This window comes from Cellvibrio zantedeschiae, assembly GCF_014652535.1.
GTDB classification, from domain to species: domain Bacteria; phylum Pseudomonadota; class Gammaproteobacteria; order Pseudomonadales; family Cellvibrionaceae; genus Cellvibrio; species Cellvibrio zantedeschiae.
On record NZ_BMYZ01000001.1, the window covers coordinates 392,455 to 412,651 of the forward strand.

Annotated in this window: 19 protein-coding genes; 17 read left to right on the forward strand and 2 right to left on the reverse strand. The window is 46.4% G+C overall.

Features of this window, described 5'->3' with window-relative positions; all coding sequences use genetic code 11:
- Positions 1-111 precede the first annotated feature (111 nt).
- On the reverse strand, positions 112-741 hold the full coding sequence (gene can, locus IE104_RS01775) for a carbonate dehydratase (protein ID WP_189415502.1): 630 nt from the start codon (positions 739-741) through the stop codon (positions 112-114).
- A 146-nt stretch (positions 742-887) separates the two neighbouring features.
- Between can and sbcB the strand changes: the two genes are divergently transcribed.
- From sbcB to IE104_RS01860, 17 genes are all read left to right on the forward strand, one after another.
- On the forward strand, positions 888-2,351 hold the full coding sequence (sbcB, locus tag IE104_RS01780; protein ID WP_189415504.1) for an exodeoxyribonuclease I: 1,464 nt from the start codon (positions 888-890) through the stop codon (positions 2,349-2,351).
- A 364-nt stretch (positions 2,352-2,715) separates the two neighbouring features.
- On the forward strand, positions 2,716-3,942 hold the full coding sequence (locus IE104_RS01785; protein WP_189415506.1) for an argininosuccinate synthase: 1,227 nt from the start codon (positions 2,716-2,718) through the stop codon (positions 3,940-3,942).
- Positions 3,943-4,183: 241 nt separating this feature from the next.
- Positions 4,184-5,629 (forward strand): cytochrome-c oxidase, cbb3-type subunit I, encoded by a 1,446-nt coding sequence (gene ccoN, locus IE104_RS01790; RefSeq protein ID WP_189415508.1) that lies wholly within the window; start codon positions 4,184-4,186, stop codon positions 5,627-5,629.
- Between the two features lie 14 nt (positions 5,630-5,643).
- Complete coding sequence (gene ccoO, locus IE104_RS01795) at positions 5,644-6,255, forward strand: cytochrome-c oxidase, cbb3-type subunit II (RefSeq protein WP_189415510.1); 612 nt, start codon at positions 5,644-5,646, stop codon at positions 6,253-6,255.
- A 3-nt stretch (positions 6,256-6,258) separates the two neighbouring features.
- Positions 6,259-6,465 carry a cbb3-type cytochrome oxidase subunit 3 gene (locus IE104_RS01800; protein WP_189415512.1) on the forward strand — a complete coding sequence of 69 codons (207 nt, stop codon included), beginning with the start codon at positions 6,259-6,261 and terminating at the stop codon, positions 6,463-6,465.
- A 2-nt stretch (positions 6,466-6,467) separates the two neighbouring features.
- Complete coding sequence (gene ccoP, locus IE104_RS01805; protein WP_189415515.1) at positions 6,468-7,391, forward strand: cytochrome-c oxidase, cbb3-type subunit III; 924 nt, start codon at positions 6,468-6,470, stop codon at positions 7,389-7,391.
- Positions 7,392-7,567: 176 nt separating this feature from the next.
- Positions 7,568-8,947 (forward strand): cytochrome c oxidase accessory protein CcoG, encoded by a 1,380-nt coding sequence (gene ccoG / locus IE104_RS01810; protein ID WP_373298480.1) that lies wholly within the window; start codon positions 7,568-7,570, stop codon positions 8,945-8,947.
- Between the two features lie 69 nt (positions 8,948-9,016).
- Positions 9,017-9,559, forward strand: coding sequence for a FixH family protein (locus IE104_RS01815; protein ID WP_189415520.1), 543 nt, complete (start codon positions 9,017-9,019; stop codon positions 9,557-9,559).
- Between the two features lie 30 nt (positions 9,560-9,589).
- Positions 9,590-12,025 carry a heavy metal translocating P-type ATPase gene (locus tag IE104_RS01820; protein WP_189415522.1) on the forward strand — a complete coding sequence of 812 codons (2,436 nt, stop codon included), beginning with the start codon at positions 9,590-9,592 and terminating at the stop codon, positions 12,023-12,025.
- Between the two features lie 54 nt (positions 12,026-12,079).
- The gene (gene ccoS / locus IE104_RS01825) at positions 12,080-12,313 is read left to right on the forward strand and encodes a cbb3-type cytochrome oxidase assembly protein CcoS (protein ID WP_189415525.1); all 234 of its coding nucleotides are present in this window, start codon (positions 12,080-12,082) and stop codon (positions 12,311-12,313) included.
- Positions 12,310-13,191, forward strand: coding sequence for a sulfite exporter TauE/SafE family protein (locus IE104_RS01830; RefSeq protein WP_189415528.1), 882 nt, complete (start codon positions 12,310-12,312; stop codon positions 13,189-13,191). Before ccoS ends, IE104_RS01830 begins: the two co-directional genes overlap by 4 nt.
- 66 nt (positions 13,192-13,257) lie before the next feature.
- Positions 13,258-15,003, forward strand: a complete 1,746-nt coding sequence (locus IE104_RS01835; RefSeq protein WP_189415530.1) for a BamA/TamA family outer membrane protein — start codon at positions 13,258-13,260, stop codon at positions 15,001-15,003.
- Between the two features lie 27 nt (positions 15,004-15,030).
- A complete protein-coding gene (gene gloA / locus IE104_RS01840) occupies positions 15,031-15,414 on the forward strand; it encodes a lactoylglutathione lyase (RefSeq protein ID WP_189415532.1) in 384 nt (127 codons plus the stop codon).
- A gap of 19 nt (positions 15,415-15,433) precedes the next feature.
- Positions 15,434-16,078 (forward strand): glutathione S-transferase, encoded by a 645-nt coding sequence (locus IE104_RS01845; RefSeq protein ID WP_229837570.1) that lies wholly within the window; start codon positions 15,434-15,436, stop codon positions 16,076-16,078.
- 59 nt (positions 16,079-16,137) lie between these two features.
- Positions 16,138-17,754 (forward strand): protein adenylyltransferase SelO, encoded by a 1,617-nt coding sequence (locus tag IE104_RS01850; RefSeq protein ID WP_189415534.1) that lies wholly within the window; start codon positions 16,138-16,140, stop codon positions 17,752-17,754.
- Positions 17,755-17,909: 155 nt separating this feature from the next.
- A complete protein-coding gene (gene djlA, locus IE104_RS01855; RefSeq protein WP_189415542.1) occupies positions 17,910-18,680 on the forward strand; it encodes a co-chaperone DjlA in 771 nt (256 codons plus the stop codon).
- A gap of 14 nt (positions 18,681-18,694) precedes the next feature.
- Positions 18,695-19,390 carry a 16S rRNA pseudouridine(516) synthase gene (locus IE104_RS01860; protein WP_189415544.1) on the forward strand — a complete coding sequence of 232 codons (696 nt, stop codon included), beginning with the start codon at positions 18,695-18,697 and terminating at the stop codon, positions 19,388-19,390.
- A gap of 59 nt (positions 19,391-19,449) precedes the next feature.
- On the opposite strand, the gene IE104_RS01865 is transcribed toward IE104_RS01860, so the two are convergent.
- A complete protein-coding gene (locus IE104_RS01865) occupies positions 19,450-20,184 on the reverse strand; it encodes a lipoprotein intramolecular transacylase Lit (RefSeq protein ID WP_229837571.1) in 735 nt (244 codons plus the stop codon).
- Between the last annotated feature and the right edge of the window lie 13 nt (positions 20,185-20,197).

Below are 20,197 nucleotides of genomic sequence, written 5' to 3' on the forward strand. Positions count from 1 at the left end.
CACGCATCAAGGACTTGGCATATTTGCAAAGTGTATGGCAGAAGTATAGATCAGGTTTTATGCGGCGTTGCTGATTTGCATCCTTGCAAACCAGCGGGAGGAAAAGCAGTTTTAGTAGAGGCGATATTGCTCTGGAATTTGGTGGATACCGTCGATAGGTTCGCGCAGTTTATGCAAGATTCCGTCGTGAATATCGTAGGCCCAACCGTGAATACTTAATTCCTGACCGCGAGCCCATGCGTTTTGCACTATATTGCAGCGTGCTACGTTATCTACTTGTTGCAAAACGTTGAGTTCGCACAGGCGACGCAAACGCAGTGTTTCGTCTTTAATTGCATCCAACTCGGGCTGATGTGCATAGTAAACATCGCGAATATTGCGCAACCAATAATCAATCAAACCTAATTTGTTGTTTTCCATGGCTGCTTTTACGCCACCACAACCGTAGTGACCGGTCACCATCACGTGTTTTACCTTCAAAAATTCCACCGCGTAATTGAGTACGGTCAAACAGTTGAGGTCGGTGTGAATCACAATGTTGGCGACGTTGCGGTGAACAAATAATTCGCCGGGAGCCAAATCCACGATTTGGTTGGCCGGTACACGGCTGTCAGAGCAGCCAATCCATAAATATTCGGGGGCTTGTTGTTTGGCCAGGGTGGAAAAAAATTCCGGGTCTTTCTCTTTGATGTCGTTTGCCCATTTTTGGTTTTTGGCAAAAAGGCTTTCTAGATCACTCATGGTCTGGTCTCATCAATAAAGGTTGGAGCGGGATTAAGTCTGAAATAAAGTCTGGAAAAACAGCGCGCAGTATATTGGAAACTGCATTTCAAGTGTTAAATTGCGTGTCTATCCAGATTGATCTGCAGGCGAAGTAAGGAATAATAATGAGCAAAGATAGTGCCCCGGAAACGCAAAACACCCTTTATTGGCACGATTACGAAACCTGGGGCGAAGTGCCGGCGCAGGATAAGCCGTCGCAATTCGCGGGTATCCGTACCGACGAAAATCTCAACATCATTGGCGAACCGCTAATGATTTATTGCCAGCCATCCCCCGATTCTTTACCCAAGCCGGAGGCCTGCCTGATCACCGGGTTAACCCCGCAAGTGGCCCTGGCAAAAGGTTTACCGGAGCACCAGTTTGCCGCGCAAATTCATGCTGAACTCAGTCGCCCCGGTACATGCGGCGTGGGCTACAACACCATTCGTTTTGACGATGAAGTTACGCGCTACATGCTCTATCGCAACTTCTACGACCCCTATGAGCGCGAATGGCGCAACGGCAATTCGCGTTGGGATATTATTGATGTGGTGCGCATGACGCGTGCCTTACGACCGGAAGGTATTAAATGGCCCAACTACGAAGATGGGCGCCCTTGTTTCAAGCTGGAAATGCTCACAGCAGCCAATCATTTGAACCATGAAGCCGCGCACGATGCCTTGTCGGATGTCTATGCCACTATCGCCATGGCCAAATTGATCAAAAGCCGCCAGCCAAAACTCTTCGATTACGCCTATCGCCTGCGCGACAAACGTTTTGTCAACAGCATGATTGATATCGCCGGACACAAGCCTTTACTGCATATCTCATCGCGTTTCCCCGCTGAAAATGGCAACGCGGCGCTGGTGTTGCCCTTAGCGATTCATCCTACTAACAAGAATTCAGTGATTGCTTATAACCTCGCGTTTAATCCCCGCGATTTGCTCAATTTACCTGCAGATGAACTTCGCCAGCGCTTGTTCACCCGTACCGAAGATTTGCCGCAGGGGGTAGAGCGGATTGCCTTAAAGGAAATCCACCTCAACAAATCGCCCATGGTTTTACCGCCGAGCATGCTGGACGAAGCAACCGCACTGCGGTTGGGGATTGATCGGGTTGTGTTGGAGCAGCATTGGCAGCAGTTACGTAATTTATCGCTCCACGAGCGTGAGCTATTACAGGAAAAACTCTACGAGCTTTATAGCGAGATTGGCTATATAGAGCGAACCGATCCCGAGCAAATGTTGTACGACGGCTTCTTTGACGATGCCGATAAAAAACTCATGTTGCAGGTGCGCCGAAGTACACCGGAGCAGCTGGCAACCCGGCATTTCGATTTTAAAGATGCTCGCTTACCGGTTCTGTTGTTCCGCTACCGCGCCCGCAATTTCCCCCACACACTAAACCCGGCCGAACAGCAGGCATGGCGGGAGTTTTGTCACTCGCGCTACCGCGATGCCAGCATGGGAAACAGTATGTTGATTGATGAGCTGGATCGCCGGGTGGCGGAGTTGCTGGAATTGGAAACTACCAGCGCTGCACAGAAAGCCATTCTTAATGATTTGCTGAGTTATGCGCATAGTTTGTAAGTGGTTGGTTGCGCTGGATCATGTTCGCCACGAGAGTGGCGTGTGCTAGTTCGGATTGCAGATATTGATTTTCAGAAGCCACAAACGCCGCTAACGTTGCCAAATAAATGCGATTAATTCTCAACGACAAATAACATTAATCTCACTATGAGCAGGGCTTCAAGAGCATATTTAGGAGTTGGCACTGCAATTCGGGCAGCAAGGCTAAAAAGTTTTTTTAGAGATAATAAATCTGCCTAAACCCTGATCTGGGTGTGGGAATTTTTCGCTCCAGCGAGTACAATCGCGCGCCCAACTGCCACGCAGCCTAAATTGCGCCAAATGCGATGGACAGTGACCCAGATTTCTACCAGCGGAGCATCCTATGTCTAGCATCAAAAAAGTAGTCCTCGCTTATTCCGGCGGCCTGGATACTTCAGTAATCGTCAAGTGGTTGCAAGAGAACTACAACTGTGAAGTGATCACTTTCACGGCAGACATCGGCCAGGGTGAAGAGGTAGAACCCGCTCGCGCTAAAGCCCAAGCTCTGGGTGTAAAACAAATTTATATCGACGATTTGCGTGAAGAGTTTGTTCGCGATTTCGTGTTTCCTATGTTCCGCGCTAACACCATTTATGAAGGCGAGTATTTACTCGGTACTTCTATTGCGCGTCCTTTAATTGCCAAGCGTTTGATTGAAATTGCCAACGAAGTGGGCGCTGATGCTATTTCCCACGGTGCTACCGGTAAAGGTAATGACCAGGTGCGTTTCGAGCTGGGCGCTTACGCGTTGAAACCAGGTATTAAAGTGATTGCTCCATGGCGTGAGTGGGATTTAACTTCCCGTGAAACCCTGATGGCTTACTGCGAGCAGCATAATATTCCGGTGGATTATTCAAAGAAGAAAAAATCTCCTTACTCTATGGATGCCAACCTGCTGCACATTTCTTATGAAGGCAAGGTTCTGGAAAACCCATGGACTGAAGCTGAGGATGATATGTGGCGCTGGACTGTGGCCCCGGAAGTCGCTCCAGACAAGGCTACTTACCTTGAGCTGACTTACGAAAAAGGCGACGTTGTTGCTATTGATGGCAAGCGCATGTCACCCGCTGAAGTCTTGACCTATTTGAATAAAGTGGGCGGCGAGAACGGTGTTGGTCGTTTGGATATCGTGGAAAACCGCTACGTGGGTATGAAGTCTCGCGGCTGCTATGAAACCCCCGGTGGCACCATAATGCTACGTGCGCACCGTGCGATTGAATCAATTACCCTCGACCGCGAAGTGGCTCACTTGAAAGATAGCTTGATGCCCAAATATGCGGAAATGATCTACAACGGCTACTGGTGGAGCCCTGAGCGTCAAATGATGCAAACCATGATCGATGCATCGCAAGTGCACGTAAATGGTGATGTTCGTGTCAAGCTTTATAAGGGTGCTGTTCACGTAGTAGGCCGCCGCTCCAATGACAGCTTGTTCGATGAGAAGGTTGCGACCTTCGAAGACGATGCAGGTGCATACAATCAGAAAGATGCTGAAGGCTTTATCAAATTAAACGCATTGCGCATGCGCATTGCTGCTAATAAAGGACGTGCCCCGAAAACAGGTGTGTAACAAGAAAGTTACCGCCCCGGTTATACGCAAAAAGTTATTTTGTGCCCTACACTGGTTTGATTCATTCAGCAGTTAGGGCAATGTGGCTTGGGATGCTGTCAGATTTGATAAATATCAAAGGCAAGACTTCATCCTTGGTAGAGAATGGCGAAGCTAATTAATAGTCCGCCAGCGCTATCAGGCCGCAAGACTCGTTTTTCATTAATCATTTTTTTGTTTTTATTAATAGTGGGAATGTCCTATGGGTAGTCATGCGACTGTAGCTGGTGATCCACCAGTTTACGACTTCGATGTAGTGCGTAAATTCGCCATTATGACCGTGGTTTGGGGCATATTTGGCATGGGTATGGGGGTGTTTATCGCGTCGGAGCTGGTATGGCCAGGTCTGAACGATTTGTTGCAACCCTACACGCATTTTGGACGTTTACGTCCTTTGCACACTAACGCGGTGATCTTCGCCTTTGGTGGTTGTGCTCTTTTCGCGACTTCTTATTATGTTGTACAGCGTACCTGCCAGACCAAATTGTTTGGTGGCTGGCTGGTGCCGTTTACCTTTTGGGGCTGGCAAGCGGTTATTGTGCTCGCTGCTATTACCTTGCCGCAGGGTATGACCCAGGCAAAAGAATATGCCGAGCTTGAGTGGCCAATCGATATTCTGCTGGCATTGGTGTGGATCAGCTACGCGATTGTGTTCTTCGGAACCATTGTTAAGCGCCGTACCTCGCACATTTATGTAGCTAACTGGTTCTACGGTGGTTTTATCGTAACCGTAGCCGTGTTGCACATTGTTAACTCAGCTTCTGTGCCTGTTTCCATGTTCAAGTCTTACTCTGCTTATGCCGGTGCTGCCGATGCCATGGTGCAGTGGTGGTATGGCCATAACGCGGTAGGTTTCTTCCTCACTGCGGGCTTCCTGGGCATGATGTACTACTTCGTTCCCAAGCAAGCGGGTCGTCCTGTTTACTCCTATCAATTGTCTATTGTTCACTTCTGGGCGCTGATTTCTTTGTACATTTGGGCAGGTTCACACCACTTGCACTACTCAGCATTGCCAGACTGGACCCAATCTTTGGGTATGGTGATGTCCCTGATCCTGTTGGCTCCAAGCTGGGGCGGTATGATCAACGGTATTATGACTTTGTCTGGCGCATGGCATAAATTGCGCACAGACCCGACCTTGCGTTTCCTTGTAGTGGCCCTGTCTTTCTACGGTATGTCTACTTTTGAAGGCCCTATGATGGCCATCAAAACCGTAAACGCTTTGTCGCACAACACTGACTGGACTGTAGGACACGTTCACTCTGGTGCTCTTGGTTGGGTTGCGATGATTTCTATAGGCGCGCTCTACCACATGTTGCCAATCCTTTATAAGCGCACCGAAATGTACAGTGTTAAGTGGGTTAACGTTCACTTCTGGTTGGCCACTATCGGCACAGTGCTTTATGTATGTGCAATGTGGGTAAACGGCATTATGCAAGGTTTGATGTGGCGCGCTTTCAACAAAGACGGCACCTTGACCTACACCTTTATTGAGTCTGTAACGGCGAGCCATGCAGGTTATTTGGTTCGTGTGATCGGTGGAGCATTCTTCCTGGCCGGTATGTTGCTGATGGCATACAACACTTACCGCACTGCTAAAACAGCAGGCGCGCCAGCAGCTATTCCTGCTCAAGCTCAGGCCGTTTAAGGGGAAAATACGAAATGAAAGGTCATGATATTGTTGAACAAAACATTGGTTTGATGACGATCCTCGCGGTCATCGCAATCAGTTTTGGTGGTTTGGTTGAAATCGTTCCACAGTTTTTCTTGAAAGAAACGACTACTCCTATCGAAGGCTTGAAGCCATTACCAGCGGTTGTGTTGGAAGGTCGTGATATCTATATCCGCGAAGGTTGCCACGTTTGCCACACTCAAATGGTTCGTCCATTGCGTGCGGAAATCGAGCGCTATGGTCACTACTCGGTAGCGGGTGAATCGGTTTATGAGCATCCATTCTTGTGGGGCTCCAAGCGTACCGGTCCAGATTTGGCGCGTGTAGGTAAGCGTTATTCCGACGACTGGCAGAAAGCTCACTTGTACAACCCACGCAGTGTTGTTCCTGAGTCCATCATGCCGGCTTTCCCATGGTTAAACGATAACCTATTGGATGGCAAACACACTGGCGACAAGATGGCTGCATTGCGCTCTGTAGGTGTTCCTTATACCGATGCAGATATTGCTGGCGCTCAGCAAGCTGTTAAAGGCGTAACTGAAATGGATGCCCTGGTTGCTTACTTGCAACAGCTTGGCACCCTCTTAACAGAGAAGCGTTAAGTAATGGATATAGGCACTTTAGGCGCAATTTCTACGGTATTGGTCACTATTGCCTTCTTCGGTGTTTGCTTCTGGGCGTTTTCGCCCAAGCTGAAAAAGCGCTTTGAAGAAGACGCAAAGTTACCTTTTGCCGACGAGACTAAAGATAAGCAGGCTAAAGAAAAGCAGGTTGATGAAGATCAGCCTGATGATAAAGAAGGGCGGAATTGATTATGAGTACATTTTGGAGCTGTTGGATAGTTGTCCTGACGCTGACCAACCTCGTGTTGTTGTTCTGGATTTTGATGGCAAACCGCAGACGCGCGGTAGTCGCTAATGAAAACGATACTGGCGAAGCCAAGACAACTGGCCACGTTTACGATGGAATTGAGGAATACGACAACCCGCTGCCGAAATGGTGGTTTGGTTTGTTTCTGGCAACCTTTATCTTCACTGCCGGTTATTTGGTTGCGTACCCTGGCTTGGGTTTGTGGAAAGGTATGCTGGGTTGGACATCGCACAATCAATTGGAGGGCGAGCAAACCAAAGCCCAGGCAACATATGATTCAACTTTCGGTGAGTTTGCAAAAACTCCAATCGATCAGTTAGCCAAGAACCCGGAAGCCATGAAAATGGGTTCACGTTTGTTTTTGAATAACTGTGCTGTTTGCCATGGTTCGGATGCGGGCGGCTTCTTTGGTTTCCCTAACCTGACTGATAAAGACTGGTTATACGGTGGTTCTCCAGAGCGCATTAAAGAGACCATTACCTTGGGTCGCCAGGCGCTTATGCCTGCCTGGGGTCCAATCATTGGTGAAGCTAACGTAAGCAACGTTGTTGAGTTTGTACTTAAGCGCGCAGGTAAAGAACACGATGAAGCCAAAGCGGCTTTGGGTGAAACTGTATTCTCTACCAACTGTGCCGCTTGTCACGGCGCTGATGGAAAAGGTAATCAACAAGTAGGTGCTCCAAACCTGACTGACGATGTTTGGTTATACGGTGCCGCAACTCCAGAAGAATTACCTGCAGTGTTGCGTCAAACAGTACGTAATGGTCGTGGCGGTGTTATGCCTACTCATGCCCAAACCTTGAAAGCTGAACGTATCCATTTGTTGGCTGCTTATGTTTATAGTTTGTCGTTGGATGACGCTAAATAATCAGTGGCTGAAAAACGTTCAAAATAAAAAGAGCGCAGGCTTGATCTGCGCTCTTACCGCCCCATCTTATCCCTGCCTAAATTCTGTAGTTCCAATCCACGCGCATGTCTGAGGTACGTTCTGTGAACGAAAAGTCCAAGCAACCTGAGGCGTCCAAGGAAGTACCTGTTAAAGAAATATCTGCTACTGAAATTCGCTACATCAACCTTTACGAAAGCGAAGAGAAAGTTTACAACCGCCGTATTACCGGCTTTTTCCAACGTCTTCGCCGCTATGTAAGTGCACCCTTGATGTTGGGATTTTTGCTAATGCCCTGGTTGGTAATAGATGGCCGCCCAGCCATGCTGTTTGATTTACCCGCACGCCAATTCAATATTTTATGGGTGACCTTTTCACCGCAAGACGGTGTCTACCTCGCGTGGCTGCTGATAATTTCAGCCTTCTTGTTATTTACCGTGACCGTAATGGTGGGGCGGGTGTGGTGTGGATTTACTTGTCCGCAGACCATTTGGACACAAATGTTTATGTGGGCAGAATTTTTGTGCGAAGGCGATCGCAATAAACGCATCAAACTCGATTCACAAAAATGGAGCGCTGAAAAGTTTTTCCGTAAGGCTGCCAAGCATGGAATCTGGATTGCAATTTCACTCGTAACGGCACTGACGTTTGTTGGCTATTTCACTCCAATTCGCGATTTGGTTGCAGGTATGTTTACCTTCGAGTTGGATATTACGGCGGTTTTCTGGATTCTGTTTTTTACCGGCGCGACCTACGGCAACGCAGGTTTTATGCGTGAGCAAGTGTGTAAATACATGTGTCCTTACGCTCGCTTCCAGGCGGTGATGTACGATCAGGATACGCTCGCCGTTTGGTACAACAAAGAGCGCGGTGAAAAACGTGGCCCGCGCAAAATGACTGAAGATTACAAAGCCCAAGGCTTGGGTGATTGTATTGATTGTTCCTGGTGTGTGCAGGTTTGCCCGGTCAATATTGATATTCGCGAAGGCCTGCAGGCAGAGTGTATTGATTGCGGTTTGTGTATTGACGCCTGCGATAGCGTCATGGAAAAAATGAATTATCCGTTGGGCTTAATCAGTTTCACCACTGAAGGTGCGGTAGATAAAAAGAAAGTCAAAATCATGCGTCCGCGCGTGCTGGGTTATGGCTTCCTACTTTTGATTATGGTTGGCACCTTTGTTTACTCGCTGGCGACGCGTATGCCATTGCTAGTTGAAGTTATTCGTGACCGCGGCACACAAATGTATCGTATAACCGATGGTAATGTATCCAACGTCTACAACCTTAAGCTTGAAAACCTTGATCGTAAAACGCATGTCTATGATGTAAGCGTGAGCGGTAATTATGAATTTGAAATTCAGGGTTATAAGGCGCCGCCAGTAACAGAAGGCGAAATTATTAATTTACCCGTGCGCGTTGTAACCAAGCGCAGCGAATTAAAGGGTGAAAAAAATACAATTACCTTCAAAGTGGTTGCACGTGAAAATCCGGAAGTTGTTGTATCACGCAGCACTACATTTATTGGTCCATCCAAATAGTGTGTGTAAAATCGAGTGCGTGTATAAGCAGCGCTTATTCCAAACTTAATTGTTGAAGAAGACACCGACATGACAGACCAAACACCTGAAAAAGTACTGCCCTGGTATCGCCAATTTTGGTTTTGGTTTGTTTTCGGGCCGCTCATTTTTATTATTTTAATGTGTGTGCTTACGGTGACTATCGCCTTTAAAAATTCAGATGATGTAGTGACAGATAACTACTACAAAGTCGGCCGCATGATTAACCAGACTTTGGCGCAAGATGAAAAGGCGGCGGAGTTGCATTTGGTTGCGCAGGTGAAGTTTGATCTTGTCACCGGTGAGGTGGCTTTGTCTTTAACCGGCAACCACAGTTTCCCAAAACAAATGTTGTTGTTTTTGGATAACCCGGCAAAAGCCAATAAAGACCAAAGTATTTTGTTAACCGAAATTTCATCGGGCAATTACCGCGGTGAGTTGCGCGAGCCTATAGAATACTCCTGGTATCTTGCACTTGTGCCCGAGGCAGATGTTAATCGTCGCAAGCAGGCCGAATGGTTGCTCACTGGTCAAATAGATGTGGCCAAAACCAACGAGACCATCATGCAATCGCGCGCGCTGCCCGCGAAATAATTTCTCATCTTCCTGGCGGATTTTATATCCATGCCCGCATCCCCGGCGCACAATAACCACAGTAATCTAGCAGCGCAACGCTGCTATCACTGTGGCTTGCCTGTAGCTTCTGGTAGTAATTATCTCGTAAATATTAATGGTAAACCCGAAGCCATGTGCTGCCCGGGATGCCAAGCTGTTGCTACGGTGATTGTGGATGGCGGCCTGGAAAATTTTTACACCTATCGCACAGAAATTAATGCCCGCAGTGACCTGCAAGCGCTGGGTACTGATTGGAAAATTTATGATTTGCCAGAAGTGCAAAGCGAATTTGTTACGGACTACGATGCAGAATTTCGCCAAGCCAATTTATTGCTGGAGGGAATTTCCTGTGCTGCGTGCAGTTGGTTAATTGAAACCCATCTTAAGAAAAGTCCTGCAGTAAAAACGGTAAGTGTCAACGTAAGTACCCATCGCTGCACATTGGTGTGGTCGCCTGGTAAATCCTCATTGAGCGAATTATTTAAATCGCTCGCTCAAATCGGTTACAAACCACGCCCCGCGACTGACGATCAGCAACAGGAATTTTTTAAAAAAGAAAATCGTGTTGCGCTGTTCCGTTTAGGCGTAGCTGGTTTTGGCATGATGCAAGCCATGATGGTGGCGGTGGGAATTTATTTTGGTGCAACCGATACCTGGCTGGATTTTTTGCGCTGGTTGAGCATGCTGGTAGCAACACCCGTCGTATTTTTTTCAGCGTCACCTTTTTTCAAAGCGGCTTGGCGCAGCATTAAAAGCAAACACCTGATTATGGATGTGCCTGTTGCTTTAGCAATTGGGTTGGCTTATCTCGCCAGCGCTTGGGCAACTATCACATCCAGTGGCGAAGTTTATTTTGAATCTGTTTCCATGTTCGCCTTCTTTTTATTATTGGGGCGCTATATAGAACAGCGCGCACGCCATCGCAATCGTTTGGCCTTCGGTAATCTTGCGCAGCTGATGCCGCTTACGGCCTGTTGTGTTTCATCTGTTGGTGAGCAAGAGCACATCGAAAATATTCCACTCAAAATGCTTGCGGTTAATGATTTGGTGTTGGTAAAAGCCGGTGACACTTTTTCATGCGATGGCATCATTGTTAGCGGCGAAAGTGAAGTTGTTGAAGCATTAATCACGGGCGAATCTATCCCTGTTGCAAAAAAAGTTGGCGATAAAGTTATTGCGGGCACCTTGAATGGTCGAAGTGTATTGCGTGTGCGCGTAACGGCAACCGGTAGCGCTACGCAAATATCGGCTATTGAGCGCCTGGCGGTGCAAGCTGCTGATGAAAAGCCAAAACAAGTGGTAATGGCCGATAAAATTGCGCGCTTTTTTGTTGGCCGTTTATTGGTTGTGTGTGCTGGAGTATTTTTATTCTGGTGGTTTAAAGATCCGAGCCGCGCGCTCTGGATTACGCTATCCGTATTAGTTGTCACTTGCCCTTGTGCGCTCGCATTGGCAATGCCTGCTGCGCTTTCCGCAGCTACTGCGAATTTACGTCAGCGCGGATTTTTGGTTGCTCGTGGTCATGTTATTGAAACCTTGCCGCAAATTACGCGAGTGATTTTTGATAAAACCGGCACGCTTACCCAAGGTCAATTTTGCGTAACAGATGTCGTGCTTCTTGGTTGTAAAGACCGTGAACAATCACTGGCAATTGCGACTGCACTTGAAGCTGATTCAAATCATCCAATTGCCCAGGCTTTTCACGCTTGGAAAAATCGGGCAAGTGCAACTCAGGTAAAGCAAACTACAGCGGCGGGTGTAGAAGGTGTTATCAATAACGAGCTTTATCGTATTGGTACGCCAGAGTTTGTGGCTGAAATTATTCAGCAGCCGCAACAAAATTTAGTATTACCTGATGATCATAAACTTTGGTTATTGCTCGCTAATCAAGAGGGAGCAGTCGCCTGGTTTGGTTTGGAAGATGAAGCTCGCCCAAGTGCGGCGCAAACCGTCCGCGAATTGCAAGATATGGGAATTGCTGTTGAATTATTAAGTGGCGATCAATCAGGCGCAGTTGCACAGCTCGCCAAACAATTGGGTATGAAGGAGTTTGTCGCTGGCGCAAAACCAGCCGATAAGTTAGCACAACTCAATATGGCGCAATTGCGCGGTGATAAAGTTTTGATGGTGGGCGATGGTATCAACGACGTTCCTGTGCTTGCGGGTGCAGATGTTTCGGTGGCTATGGCATCCGCATCTGATTTGGCGCAAACCCGTGCAGATACAGTATTGCTCAACAATCAGTTGACTCTTTTGCCCAAGGCAATTGAAATATCGCGGCGCACGCACAAGATTATCAAACAGAATTTAATGTTCTCGCTGAGTTACAATCTCGTTGCCTTACCACTTGCAGCTATGGGACATGTACCGCCATGGGCTGCGGCTATTGGTATGACTATGAGCTCGCTGATTGTGGTATTAAATGCGTTGCGCTTAAGCAAGTAGCCGATAAAAGTTGTTAATGCGTTTTAATTTTTGTATTTCTTCCGAGTAACTTAAATGGAAAGCCTCTACTTTCTTGTTCCTTGCGCATTAATCTTTATTGCGATTGCGGTAAAGGTTTTGTTTTGGGCAATCAATAATGGCCAGTACGACAATCTCGATACTGAAGCGCATCGTATTTTATTTGATAATGAAAAATCCAAAACGGCCGCAACTCAAAAGGATGTGTTTGAAACTGAAGAATTGTTAAAGCAGGATCAGCCGGAACAGAAAACAGAGCAACATAAATGATCGACCTCGCGATATTTTTTCCACTGTTTACGCTGGGTTTGGTGAGCAGCGCCCATTGCATCGGCATGTGCGGCGGGATTATGGGCGCCTTGACCATGGCCGTTCCCGCAGAAGCCAAAGCTAAACGAGGCATGATCCTCATCGCCTATAATCTGGGGCGGATTCTCAGCTATAGCCTTATGGGATTAGTGGCCGGTTTTTTTGCCGAACAATTTGCAGCTTTTGGTGGTGGCACACTATTGCGTTTAATTGCTGGCGCTTTACTCATTGCGATGGGTTTGTATTTGGCCGATTGGTGGCGTGGGTTGACCAAGCTGGAAACCCTGGGCCGGTATCTTTGGGTTTATCTGCAGCCGCTCGGAAAAGGGCTTGTGCCAGTAAATACTATTTCCAAGGCGTTGCTGCTTGGCGGCCTCTGGGGTTGGTTACCTTGCGGCTTGGTCTATGCGGCCCTAGCCACCGCCATGACGCAGCCTGCGCCTGTGTTGGCTGCGGGAGCCATGCTTGCTTTCGGGTTAGGCACCTTGCCTGCGGTCTTAGCTGCCGGTCTAGTCGCCCAGCAACTAGCCCGCATCCTGCAGAAACGTGGTATTCGTATAGGGCTTGCAATCATCATTATGCTGTTTGGTCTGTGGACCATATGGGGAAGTTTGGGGCATTCACATCTGCACCATAGTTCACAGGGCTCCGGTTCCCATGCGCCCCAGCATCAATCAACACAGCCTCATATCGATCATTCTTCAATGCATCACGGCGCGGATACGCCTCCCTCAACCTTGGAGCGCCAGCGCACGGATACCGAAACAAAAGTGGGTGACTATAAGGATTCAACATCCTCTTCGGCGGAGGCGAGTGAGTCACACGAGCACCATCACTAAACTTCACTCTTCACCGGGTTGGCGGACTATACTTAACTGAGATGTTTAACAGCATTTAAGGAATTTATGTTTCGATTTTTGTGTCAGTCTTGGTTGCCGAATACTCAAATGGATAAGGTACTTTGTGGTTGCATTGTATCGCTCGTTAGCATTTGTCTTTGGTCTAATGGAGCACTTGCACAGCAAGCTGCAACGGAAGTTGCCGCCGCAGAAAGCTGCCAAAGTTTTAATATAGATCCACGTGATATAGCTCATAATAAAACCTCTCGCGTGGAAGCAGCTGTCTTTGAGCCGCTGCAAGGTAAAACCATTCGCAATATTCGTTTTCATCAGATGAATGTATTCGATGAAACCAATCCCGATGAAAATAATCGCGTCTATCGTTTCCTGAATAGAATTCACATTAAAACACGCCCCAAAGTTGTTGCGTCGCAGCTTCTTTTTAAATCGGGTGACAAAATTAATCACCAGGCGATGGAAGAAACCGAGCGTAATTTGCGTACGCGTAAATATTTAACTAATGCTTTTGTGCTGCCAGAAAAAGTGTGCGGCGATAATGTTGATGTGGTTGTTATTACGCAAGACGCCTGGGCACTGGAGCCGCAAGTTAGTTTTAGCCATAAGTCGAGCGATAGCCAAACCGGATTCGCAATTAGCGATGGCAACGTATTTGGTACAGGTAACGCGTTTGAAATTGGTTATGAAGAAAATGATTTGCGCAACACCATTAGCTACGAATTTAGCAATCCTTACTTTTTAAATCGTCAGCTCGCAGTGCGCGCGCTCTATCAAGATTCATCCGATGGGAAAAGTACCTTATTGTCTGTCTCTCGCCCGTTCTACGCCTTGGATACACCTTGGGCAACTGGCGTGCAACTTTCAGATTTAGCGCAGGTAGACGAAATCAGGTCGCGTGGTGAAAAAGTAAACGCATTTCGCCATCAATCGATCAATAACGAAATTTATTTTGGTAAGGCGACAGATATAAATTCAAAATTTACCCAGCGCTGGTTAGTGGGATTTACGCAGGAAGAAGATAGTTTTTCCATTGATGAAGATACCAAACAACCCATTCCTGAACGGGACAAAGCGGTCTATCCTTGGATTGAATATCAGTATTTGCAAAACCAATACGGTGTATTTAAAAACCTCAACCAAATCCAGCGCCCTGAAGACGTTTCTGTAGGGCAGGTAGTAAAAATTCGTTTGGGTTTGGCCGGTAAAACCTTTGGCAATCCCGATGATGTACTGCGCTATAAAGCTGAATACACCAACATCATCGATTTTTCCGACACGCATTTACTAGAGTTTGAAGTCAAACTGGATGGTCGCCAGCATTTCAAATACGATAATCTGGATCCCACCATTCTCACCTCAGCAGTTGCCTATCATTACCTGGTTGATGAAAAGAATCGCTGGTATGCGCGCGCAGAATTTGGCATGGGCGAAAACCTTCCTCAATACAAAGAATTAACGGTAGGTGATATCACCGGGTTGCGCGGTTACCCAACGGATTATTTGCGTGGTGACAGGCGTTATGTGTTCACCCTGGAGCGTCGTTATTTTTCCGATCTACACATCTTCAACTTATTGCGGGTCGGTGGTGTAGTATTTGTAGATGTAGGTAAGGCTTGGGGCTTGCCAAATGAACCTCAATCCCCATTATTGTCTGATGTGGGCATAGGCTTGCGTTTAAGTTCTACCAAAGTGCGTATCGGTAATGTTATTCATGTTGATATAGCTATGCCAACCTCTGCTAAAGAAGGTATAGATAAGTACCAACTCACTATTGGTGCATTTCAAAAATTTTAAAAGAATCAGGTTAAGGGGATTGTGTTAATGCGTTTGCTACACACCATGTTGCGCGTGGGAAATTTAGAAAAATCGATTGAGTTTTACACGCAAGTGCTGGGCATGAAATTATTGCGCAAGCATGATTACCCCGATGGAAAATTTACGCTAGCGTTTGTTGGTTATGGTGATGAAGCAACCCACTCGGTCATAGAGCTCACTTATAATTATGGTGTAGAGTCCTATGACCTTGGCAAGGGCTATGGTCACATTGCATTAGGTTGCGAAGACGTTTACGCAACTTGCGATAAGATTCGTGCAGCGGGCGGAAAGATTGTGCGCGAGCCCGGGCCTATGATGCATGGCAAAACTATTCTCGCGTTTGTGGAAGATCCAGACGGATACAAAATTGAATTGCTGGGTATAAAGTAAACTTTAATTCCGGGAAAAGATGATGAAACTTATTGGAATGTTGGATTCACCTTATGTGCGTAGAACTGCAATTTCGTTGCGGGCCATGGGAATTTCATTTGATCATCAAGCTTTATCGGTATTCAATAATTTTGCGGAATTTCAAGCTATCAATCCGGTGGTGAAAGCGCCTACCTTCATATTTGACAGTGGTGAGGTGCTTATGGACTCCACCATTATTCTTCACTATGCGGAATCAGCCGTACCAGCATCTCGCCGTTTAATGCCAGCGAGTGGCGAAGAGTTCAGGTTGGCTTTGCAAATTATTGGTTTTGCTTTAGCGGCCTGTGAAAAGGCGGTGCAATGTGTATATGAAAAAAATTTGCGGCCAGTAGAAAAGCAACATCAACCCTGGATCGACCGAGTGAGTTTGCAATTAAAAGCAGCATGCGAAGGCTTGGAGCAAAAATTAACGACCAGTGAATATGAATTAGCTCCGGCTGTTTTAAACCAACCTTTTATTACCGCAGCAGTAGCCTGGCAATTTATTCAAAGTATGCTGCCCGATATTATTCCCGCTGCGGAATATCCGCGCTTACAAACCTTATCCAGCCATGCTGAAACTCTGCCAGAGTTTTTGGCGTTTCCTCCTATAGGCCCCGGTGTTGTTGCTCCCAATCCTTAAGAATCCCAGGCTTTTTTAGTAAATCTTTCAAGTGCTTTTTGCACACTTCAGGCTATTTCATGAGTCATTTATCACTCGCTCAATTGTCTTTTGATAATCGCTTTGTGCGTGAGCTGCCAGCAGATCCCATTATTGATAATTATCGCCGACAGGTGGCTGGAGCAGCGTATTCTTTTGTACAACCTACACAGGTTCGTGCTCCGCAATTGGTGTGTGCAGCCAGGGAAGCCGCCGATTTAATTGATCTGGATTATTCCCAATTAACATCAGATTTCTTCACTCAAGTATTTTCTGGCAATGCATTACTGGCGGGTATGCAGTCTCACGCTTGCTGTTACGGCGGTCATCAATTTGGCAATTGGGCAGGGCAGTTGGGTGATGGTCGCGCGATTAATTTAGGTGAAGTTAAAAATTCACGCGGCGAACATTGGACCCTGCAATTAAAAGGTGCGGGGCCCACACCTTATTCGCGCACGGCAGATGGGCTTGCAGTTTTGCGTTCATCGGTACGCGAATTTTTATGCAGCGAGGCCATGCACCACTTAGGTGTTCCTACTACACGCGCGTTGAGCTTGGTTTTGACGGGAGAGCAGGTGCGTCGCGATATGTTCTACGATGGAAATCCACAGCTTGAGCCGGGTGCAGTGGTGTGTCGCGTTGCGCAAAGTTTTACGCGTTTTGGAAATTTTGAAATTTGCTCGGCGCGTAACGATATTGAGCTGCTTAAAAAAATTGCCGATTTTACAATTCGAACCGACTTTCCGCATTTGTTGAACGAGCATGAAGACATAACCCGCGAGACTTATGTGCAATGGTTTGAAGAGGTTTGCACACGCACGGCCAGTATGATTGCGCACTGGATGCGAGTAGGTTTTGTGCACGGCGTAATGAATACCGACAACATGTCGATTTTGGGATTAACTATAGATTACGGTCCCTACGGTTGGCTGGAGGGCTATGACCCGGATTGGACCCCCAATACTACGGATGCCCAAGGGCGACGTTATAGATATATCAATCAACCGCAAGTTGCGCTGTGGAATCTCGCGCAGTTGGGCAATGCTATTTACCCCTTGATTGACGCTGTTGAACCTTTGCAAGAAGCCTTGAATAAATATCGCCACGCCTATTCGCAACAATGGCAAATAGATATGGCTAATAAACTGGGTTTACGCGCAGTTGCAGAGGAAGATGTTGGCTTGATCGATGAGTTGCACAAGGTGTTTGAATTAACCGAAACTGATATGACTATTTTTTATCGCTTGCTGGCAAACCTGGATTTGCCTCTGTTAACAAATGCTGATGATAAAGTGCTTATAGAAGGCATCAAACTAGCCTATTATGCCGAACCCTCGGCAGAATCTGCTGCGGCAATGGCAACTTGGTTGCGCAAGTATCTAACGCGAGTGCAGCAGGATTATATTGTGTATGGCGAAACTCATGAGCAACGCAAAGCGCGCATGAATAAAACAAATCCTAAATACGTTTTACGTAATTATCTGGCGCAACAAGCAATTGATAGAGCAACACAGGGGGACTTCAACGAGGTGCAACAGCTCTTGCAGTTGTTACGAAATCCTTACGATGAACAACCTGAACATGAACATTATTTTGCCAAGCGCCCCGAGTGGGCACGCACTAAAGCAGGTTGTTCCATGCTGTCGTGTAGTTCATAAAACACATCCATGTGTTTTACCCTACGGGCAGCTTCGCTGTGTAAATTGCTCCTGCAATTTGTCCTAGTTAGTTTCTGTGGTTTGTTTGTCAGCCACTATGCGGTGATTTCCTTAGTAATAGGTTTTTTAAATTTAATATTTAAACGGGTGCTTGAATGATTGGAGTGGTGGTTGGATTTTTATTGGGTTTTTTTATAACCCATAAATTTTTTGGTGCGCTATTTGGTGCTGCGCTGGGTTATTTTCTGTATGACAAAAACCGCAGTCCTCGTATTTCTGGCGCGCAGTTGCAGCAAGCGCAAGCATTATTTTTTAAAACTGTTTTTAATTTATTAGGCCATATTGCTAAAGCCGATGGTCATATTAGCGAAATGGAAGTAAAACTCACTGAAGCCTATATGGATAAAATGGGTTTGACTCCCGAGCACAAACGCGAGGCCATTCGTTTATTTAAAGAGGGCGCATCCGCAGAGTTCAGCTTGCAGGAGGCTTTAAATGCTTACCGCACTTTAGGTTCGCGCAGCCCCAATTTAAGCCAGATGTTATTGGTGTATTTAATCAACCTCGCCATGATTGATGGCGATCTTGATGCAAAAGAACGGGAAATTTTACAACAAGTTGCCGAGGGCATCGGTTTCTCACGCATCGCGTTTGAGCAACTCTTACGTATGGTGGGTGCACAAAATTCATTTGCCCAAAATCAACCACACAGGGCAAATGAATTGGCTTTGGCATATGAAGCTTTGGGTGTGAGTGCAGATGCCAGTGATTCGGATATTAAAAAAGCCTATCGCAAACTCATGAGTCAATATCACCCTGATAAGTTAATGGGACAAGGCTTGCCTGAAGACATGATCAAAGCCGCTACTGAACGCTCTCAGGAGATTCAGGCAGCTTATGATCTTATTAAAAAGTCTCGTGCTTAACTGATGCGTGCATAATGCGCCTGGATCGTTTTATTGAAAGCAGCCTTTCCTATTCGGCGCAAAAAGTGCGTGAGTTATTTTTACAGCGGCTGGTTTTGCTAAACGGTGTAGCGGTGTTAGAGGGGCGTGGCAGAATTAGTGAGTTTTGCCGTGTGGAGGTTGCAGGAAATATATTGCAAGCACGCGAAGCGGTTTACCTTATGCTCAACAAACCCCAAGGATGCGTAAGCGCAACGCGTGATACAAAAAATAAAACGGTTATTGATCTTATTGATTTTCCGGATAAAGAAAATCTGCATTTGGCTGGCCGCCTTGATTTTAATACCACGGGTTTGTTGTTGCTAACCAACGACGGCAAGTGGTCCCGCAAAATTACGCAACCTACGCAAAAAATTCCAAAAACCTATTTGGTGCAGACAAAAGACGTCATTAGCGCAGACTATGTACGCGTATTTGCCGAAGGGATTTATTTTAGTTTTGAAGATTTAACAACCTTGCCGGCGGAGCTGACTATTCTTTCCTCGCATTCCGCGCGGCTTACTATTTATGAGGGGCGTTATCATCAAATCAAACGCATGTTTGGTTTTTTCAATAATGAAGTGGTTGGGTTGCATAGGTTGTCTATGGGGGAAATTGTGCTTGATAAAAATTTGGCGGCGGGTGAGTATCGTTTACTTACAGCAGAAGAAATAAATTCTATTAATAGATAATCGTTATCCTCGGCTAGGTGTGACTCTTTTAAGATTAAATAATGTTACTTTCTTTAATGTTAATTTCTTTTCCGTTTAACTTTTTTGTTGTGATTTTTAGTTTCCGTTTTTGAATTAGGCTCAATAGCAATATTCCTTTTCAACAATCGCGCCATGCCGAAGGTCGATAATCCCCAAATAAGCATCAACACCACCAATAGTAGTACAGCAATAAACGCAAAAATATCCGGTGCTTTCATCAAGGTAGTCATCAGGGAATCTTCATAATAAAAAAACCACTGATGTCCTTCAGGAAATACCTTGGTGTGCAGCCAATAAAATACCTTGGTGCTACCCACGCTTAAAATAAATGTGCTGATTAAAAATATTCCGCCGCAGAATCCCAACACTATATCGCGGGGCGATGGGAATGACATTTTTTGTGCGTAGGCAAGCGTAAAAAAAATTATCCATAGTAATAAACCTATCCCGCCTGCTACATAAAACGCGTTAATTAAATGGCTCACATCCTGTAAATGAATAATTTCAGCCGTGTGCATTAAAGGAATATGCGTATTGTTAGGTAACTTGAAATAAATATCGGCCAAACCTTCGCCGTTGTGTTGTACCGCACGGGTAATTTGCGCAAATAACTCCCAATGCTCTTTCGGTTGTGTGAATTGAAAACCGTGAATGTGACGATTGAGCGGCGCATATTCAGCAATATGCTGATCCAGCTTGAGTAACTGATACCCCAGAGGATAAGCGAAGCTGAATTGCGCGAGTAAATGCCAGGCAAGGAGGGCAGTAGCCAATAGTTGCCCTACG

Excerpts from the sequence above, each read along its gene's own strand:
- can (WP_189415502.1), bottom strand. The coding sequence starts at position 741 with ATGAGTGATCTAGAAAGCCTTTTTGCCAAAAACCAAAAATGGGCAAAC.
- sbcB (WP_189415504.1), top strand. The coding sequence starts at position 888 with ATGAGCAAAGATAGTGCCCCGGAAACGCAAAACACCCTTTATTGGCAC.
- IE104_RS01785 (WP_189415506.1), top strand. The coding sequence starts at position 2,716 with ATGTCTAGCATCAAAAAAGTAGTCCTCGCTTATTCCGGCGGCCTGGAT.
- ccoN (WP_189415508.1), top strand. The coding sequence starts at position 4,184 with ATGGGTAGTCATGCGACTGTAGCTGGTGATCCACCAGTTTACGACTTC.
- ccoO (WP_189415510.1), top strand. The coding sequence starts at position 5,644 with ATGAAAGGTCATGATATTGTTGAACAAAACATTGGTTTGATGACGATC.
- IE104_RS01800 (WP_189415512.1), top strand. The coding sequence starts at position 6,259 with ATGGATATAGGCACTTTAGGCGCAATTTCTACGGTATTGGTCACTATT.
- ccoP (WP_189415515.1), top strand. The coding sequence starts at position 6,468 with ATGAGTACATTTTGGAGCTGTTGGATAGTTGTCCTGACGCTGACCAAC.
- IE104_RS01815 (WP_189415520.1), top strand. The coding sequence starts at position 9,017 with ATGACAGACCAAACACCTGAAAAAGTACTGCCCTGGTATCGCCAATTT.
- IE104_RS01820 (WP_189415522.1), top strand. The coding sequence starts at position 9,590 with ATGCCCGCATCCCCGGCGCACAATAACCACAGTAATCTAGCAGCGCAA.
- ccoS (WP_189415525.1), top strand. The coding sequence starts at position 12,080 with ATGGAAAGCCTCTACTTTCTTGTTCCTTGCGCATTAATCTTTATTGCG.
- IE104_RS01830 (WP_189415528.1), top strand. The coding sequence starts at position 12,310 with ATGATCGACCTCGCGATATTTTTTCCACTGTTTACGCTGGGTTTGGTG.
- IE104_RS01835 (WP_189415530.1), top strand. The coding sequence starts at position 13,258 with ATGTTTCGATTTTTGTGTCAGTCTTGGTTGCCGAATACTCAAATGGAT.
- gloA (WP_189415532.1), top strand. The coding sequence starts at position 15,031 with ATGCGTTTGCTACACACCATGTTGCGCGTGGGAAATTTAGAAAAATCG.
- IE104_RS01845 (WP_229837570.1), top strand. The coding sequence starts at position 15,434 with ATGATGAAACTTATTGGAATGTTGGATTCACCTTATGTGCGTAGAACT.
- IE104_RS01850 (WP_189415534.1), top strand. The coding sequence starts at position 16,138 with ATGAGTCATTTATCACTCGCTCAATTGTCTTTTGATAATCGCTTTGTG.
- djlA (WP_189415542.1), top strand. The coding sequence starts at position 17,910 with ATGATTGGAGTGGTGGTTGGATTTTTATTGGGTTTTTTTATAACCCAT.
- IE104_RS01860 (WP_189415544.1), top strand. The coding sequence starts at position 18,695 with ATGCGCCTGGATCGTTTTATTGAAAGCAGCCTTTCCTATTCGGCGCAA.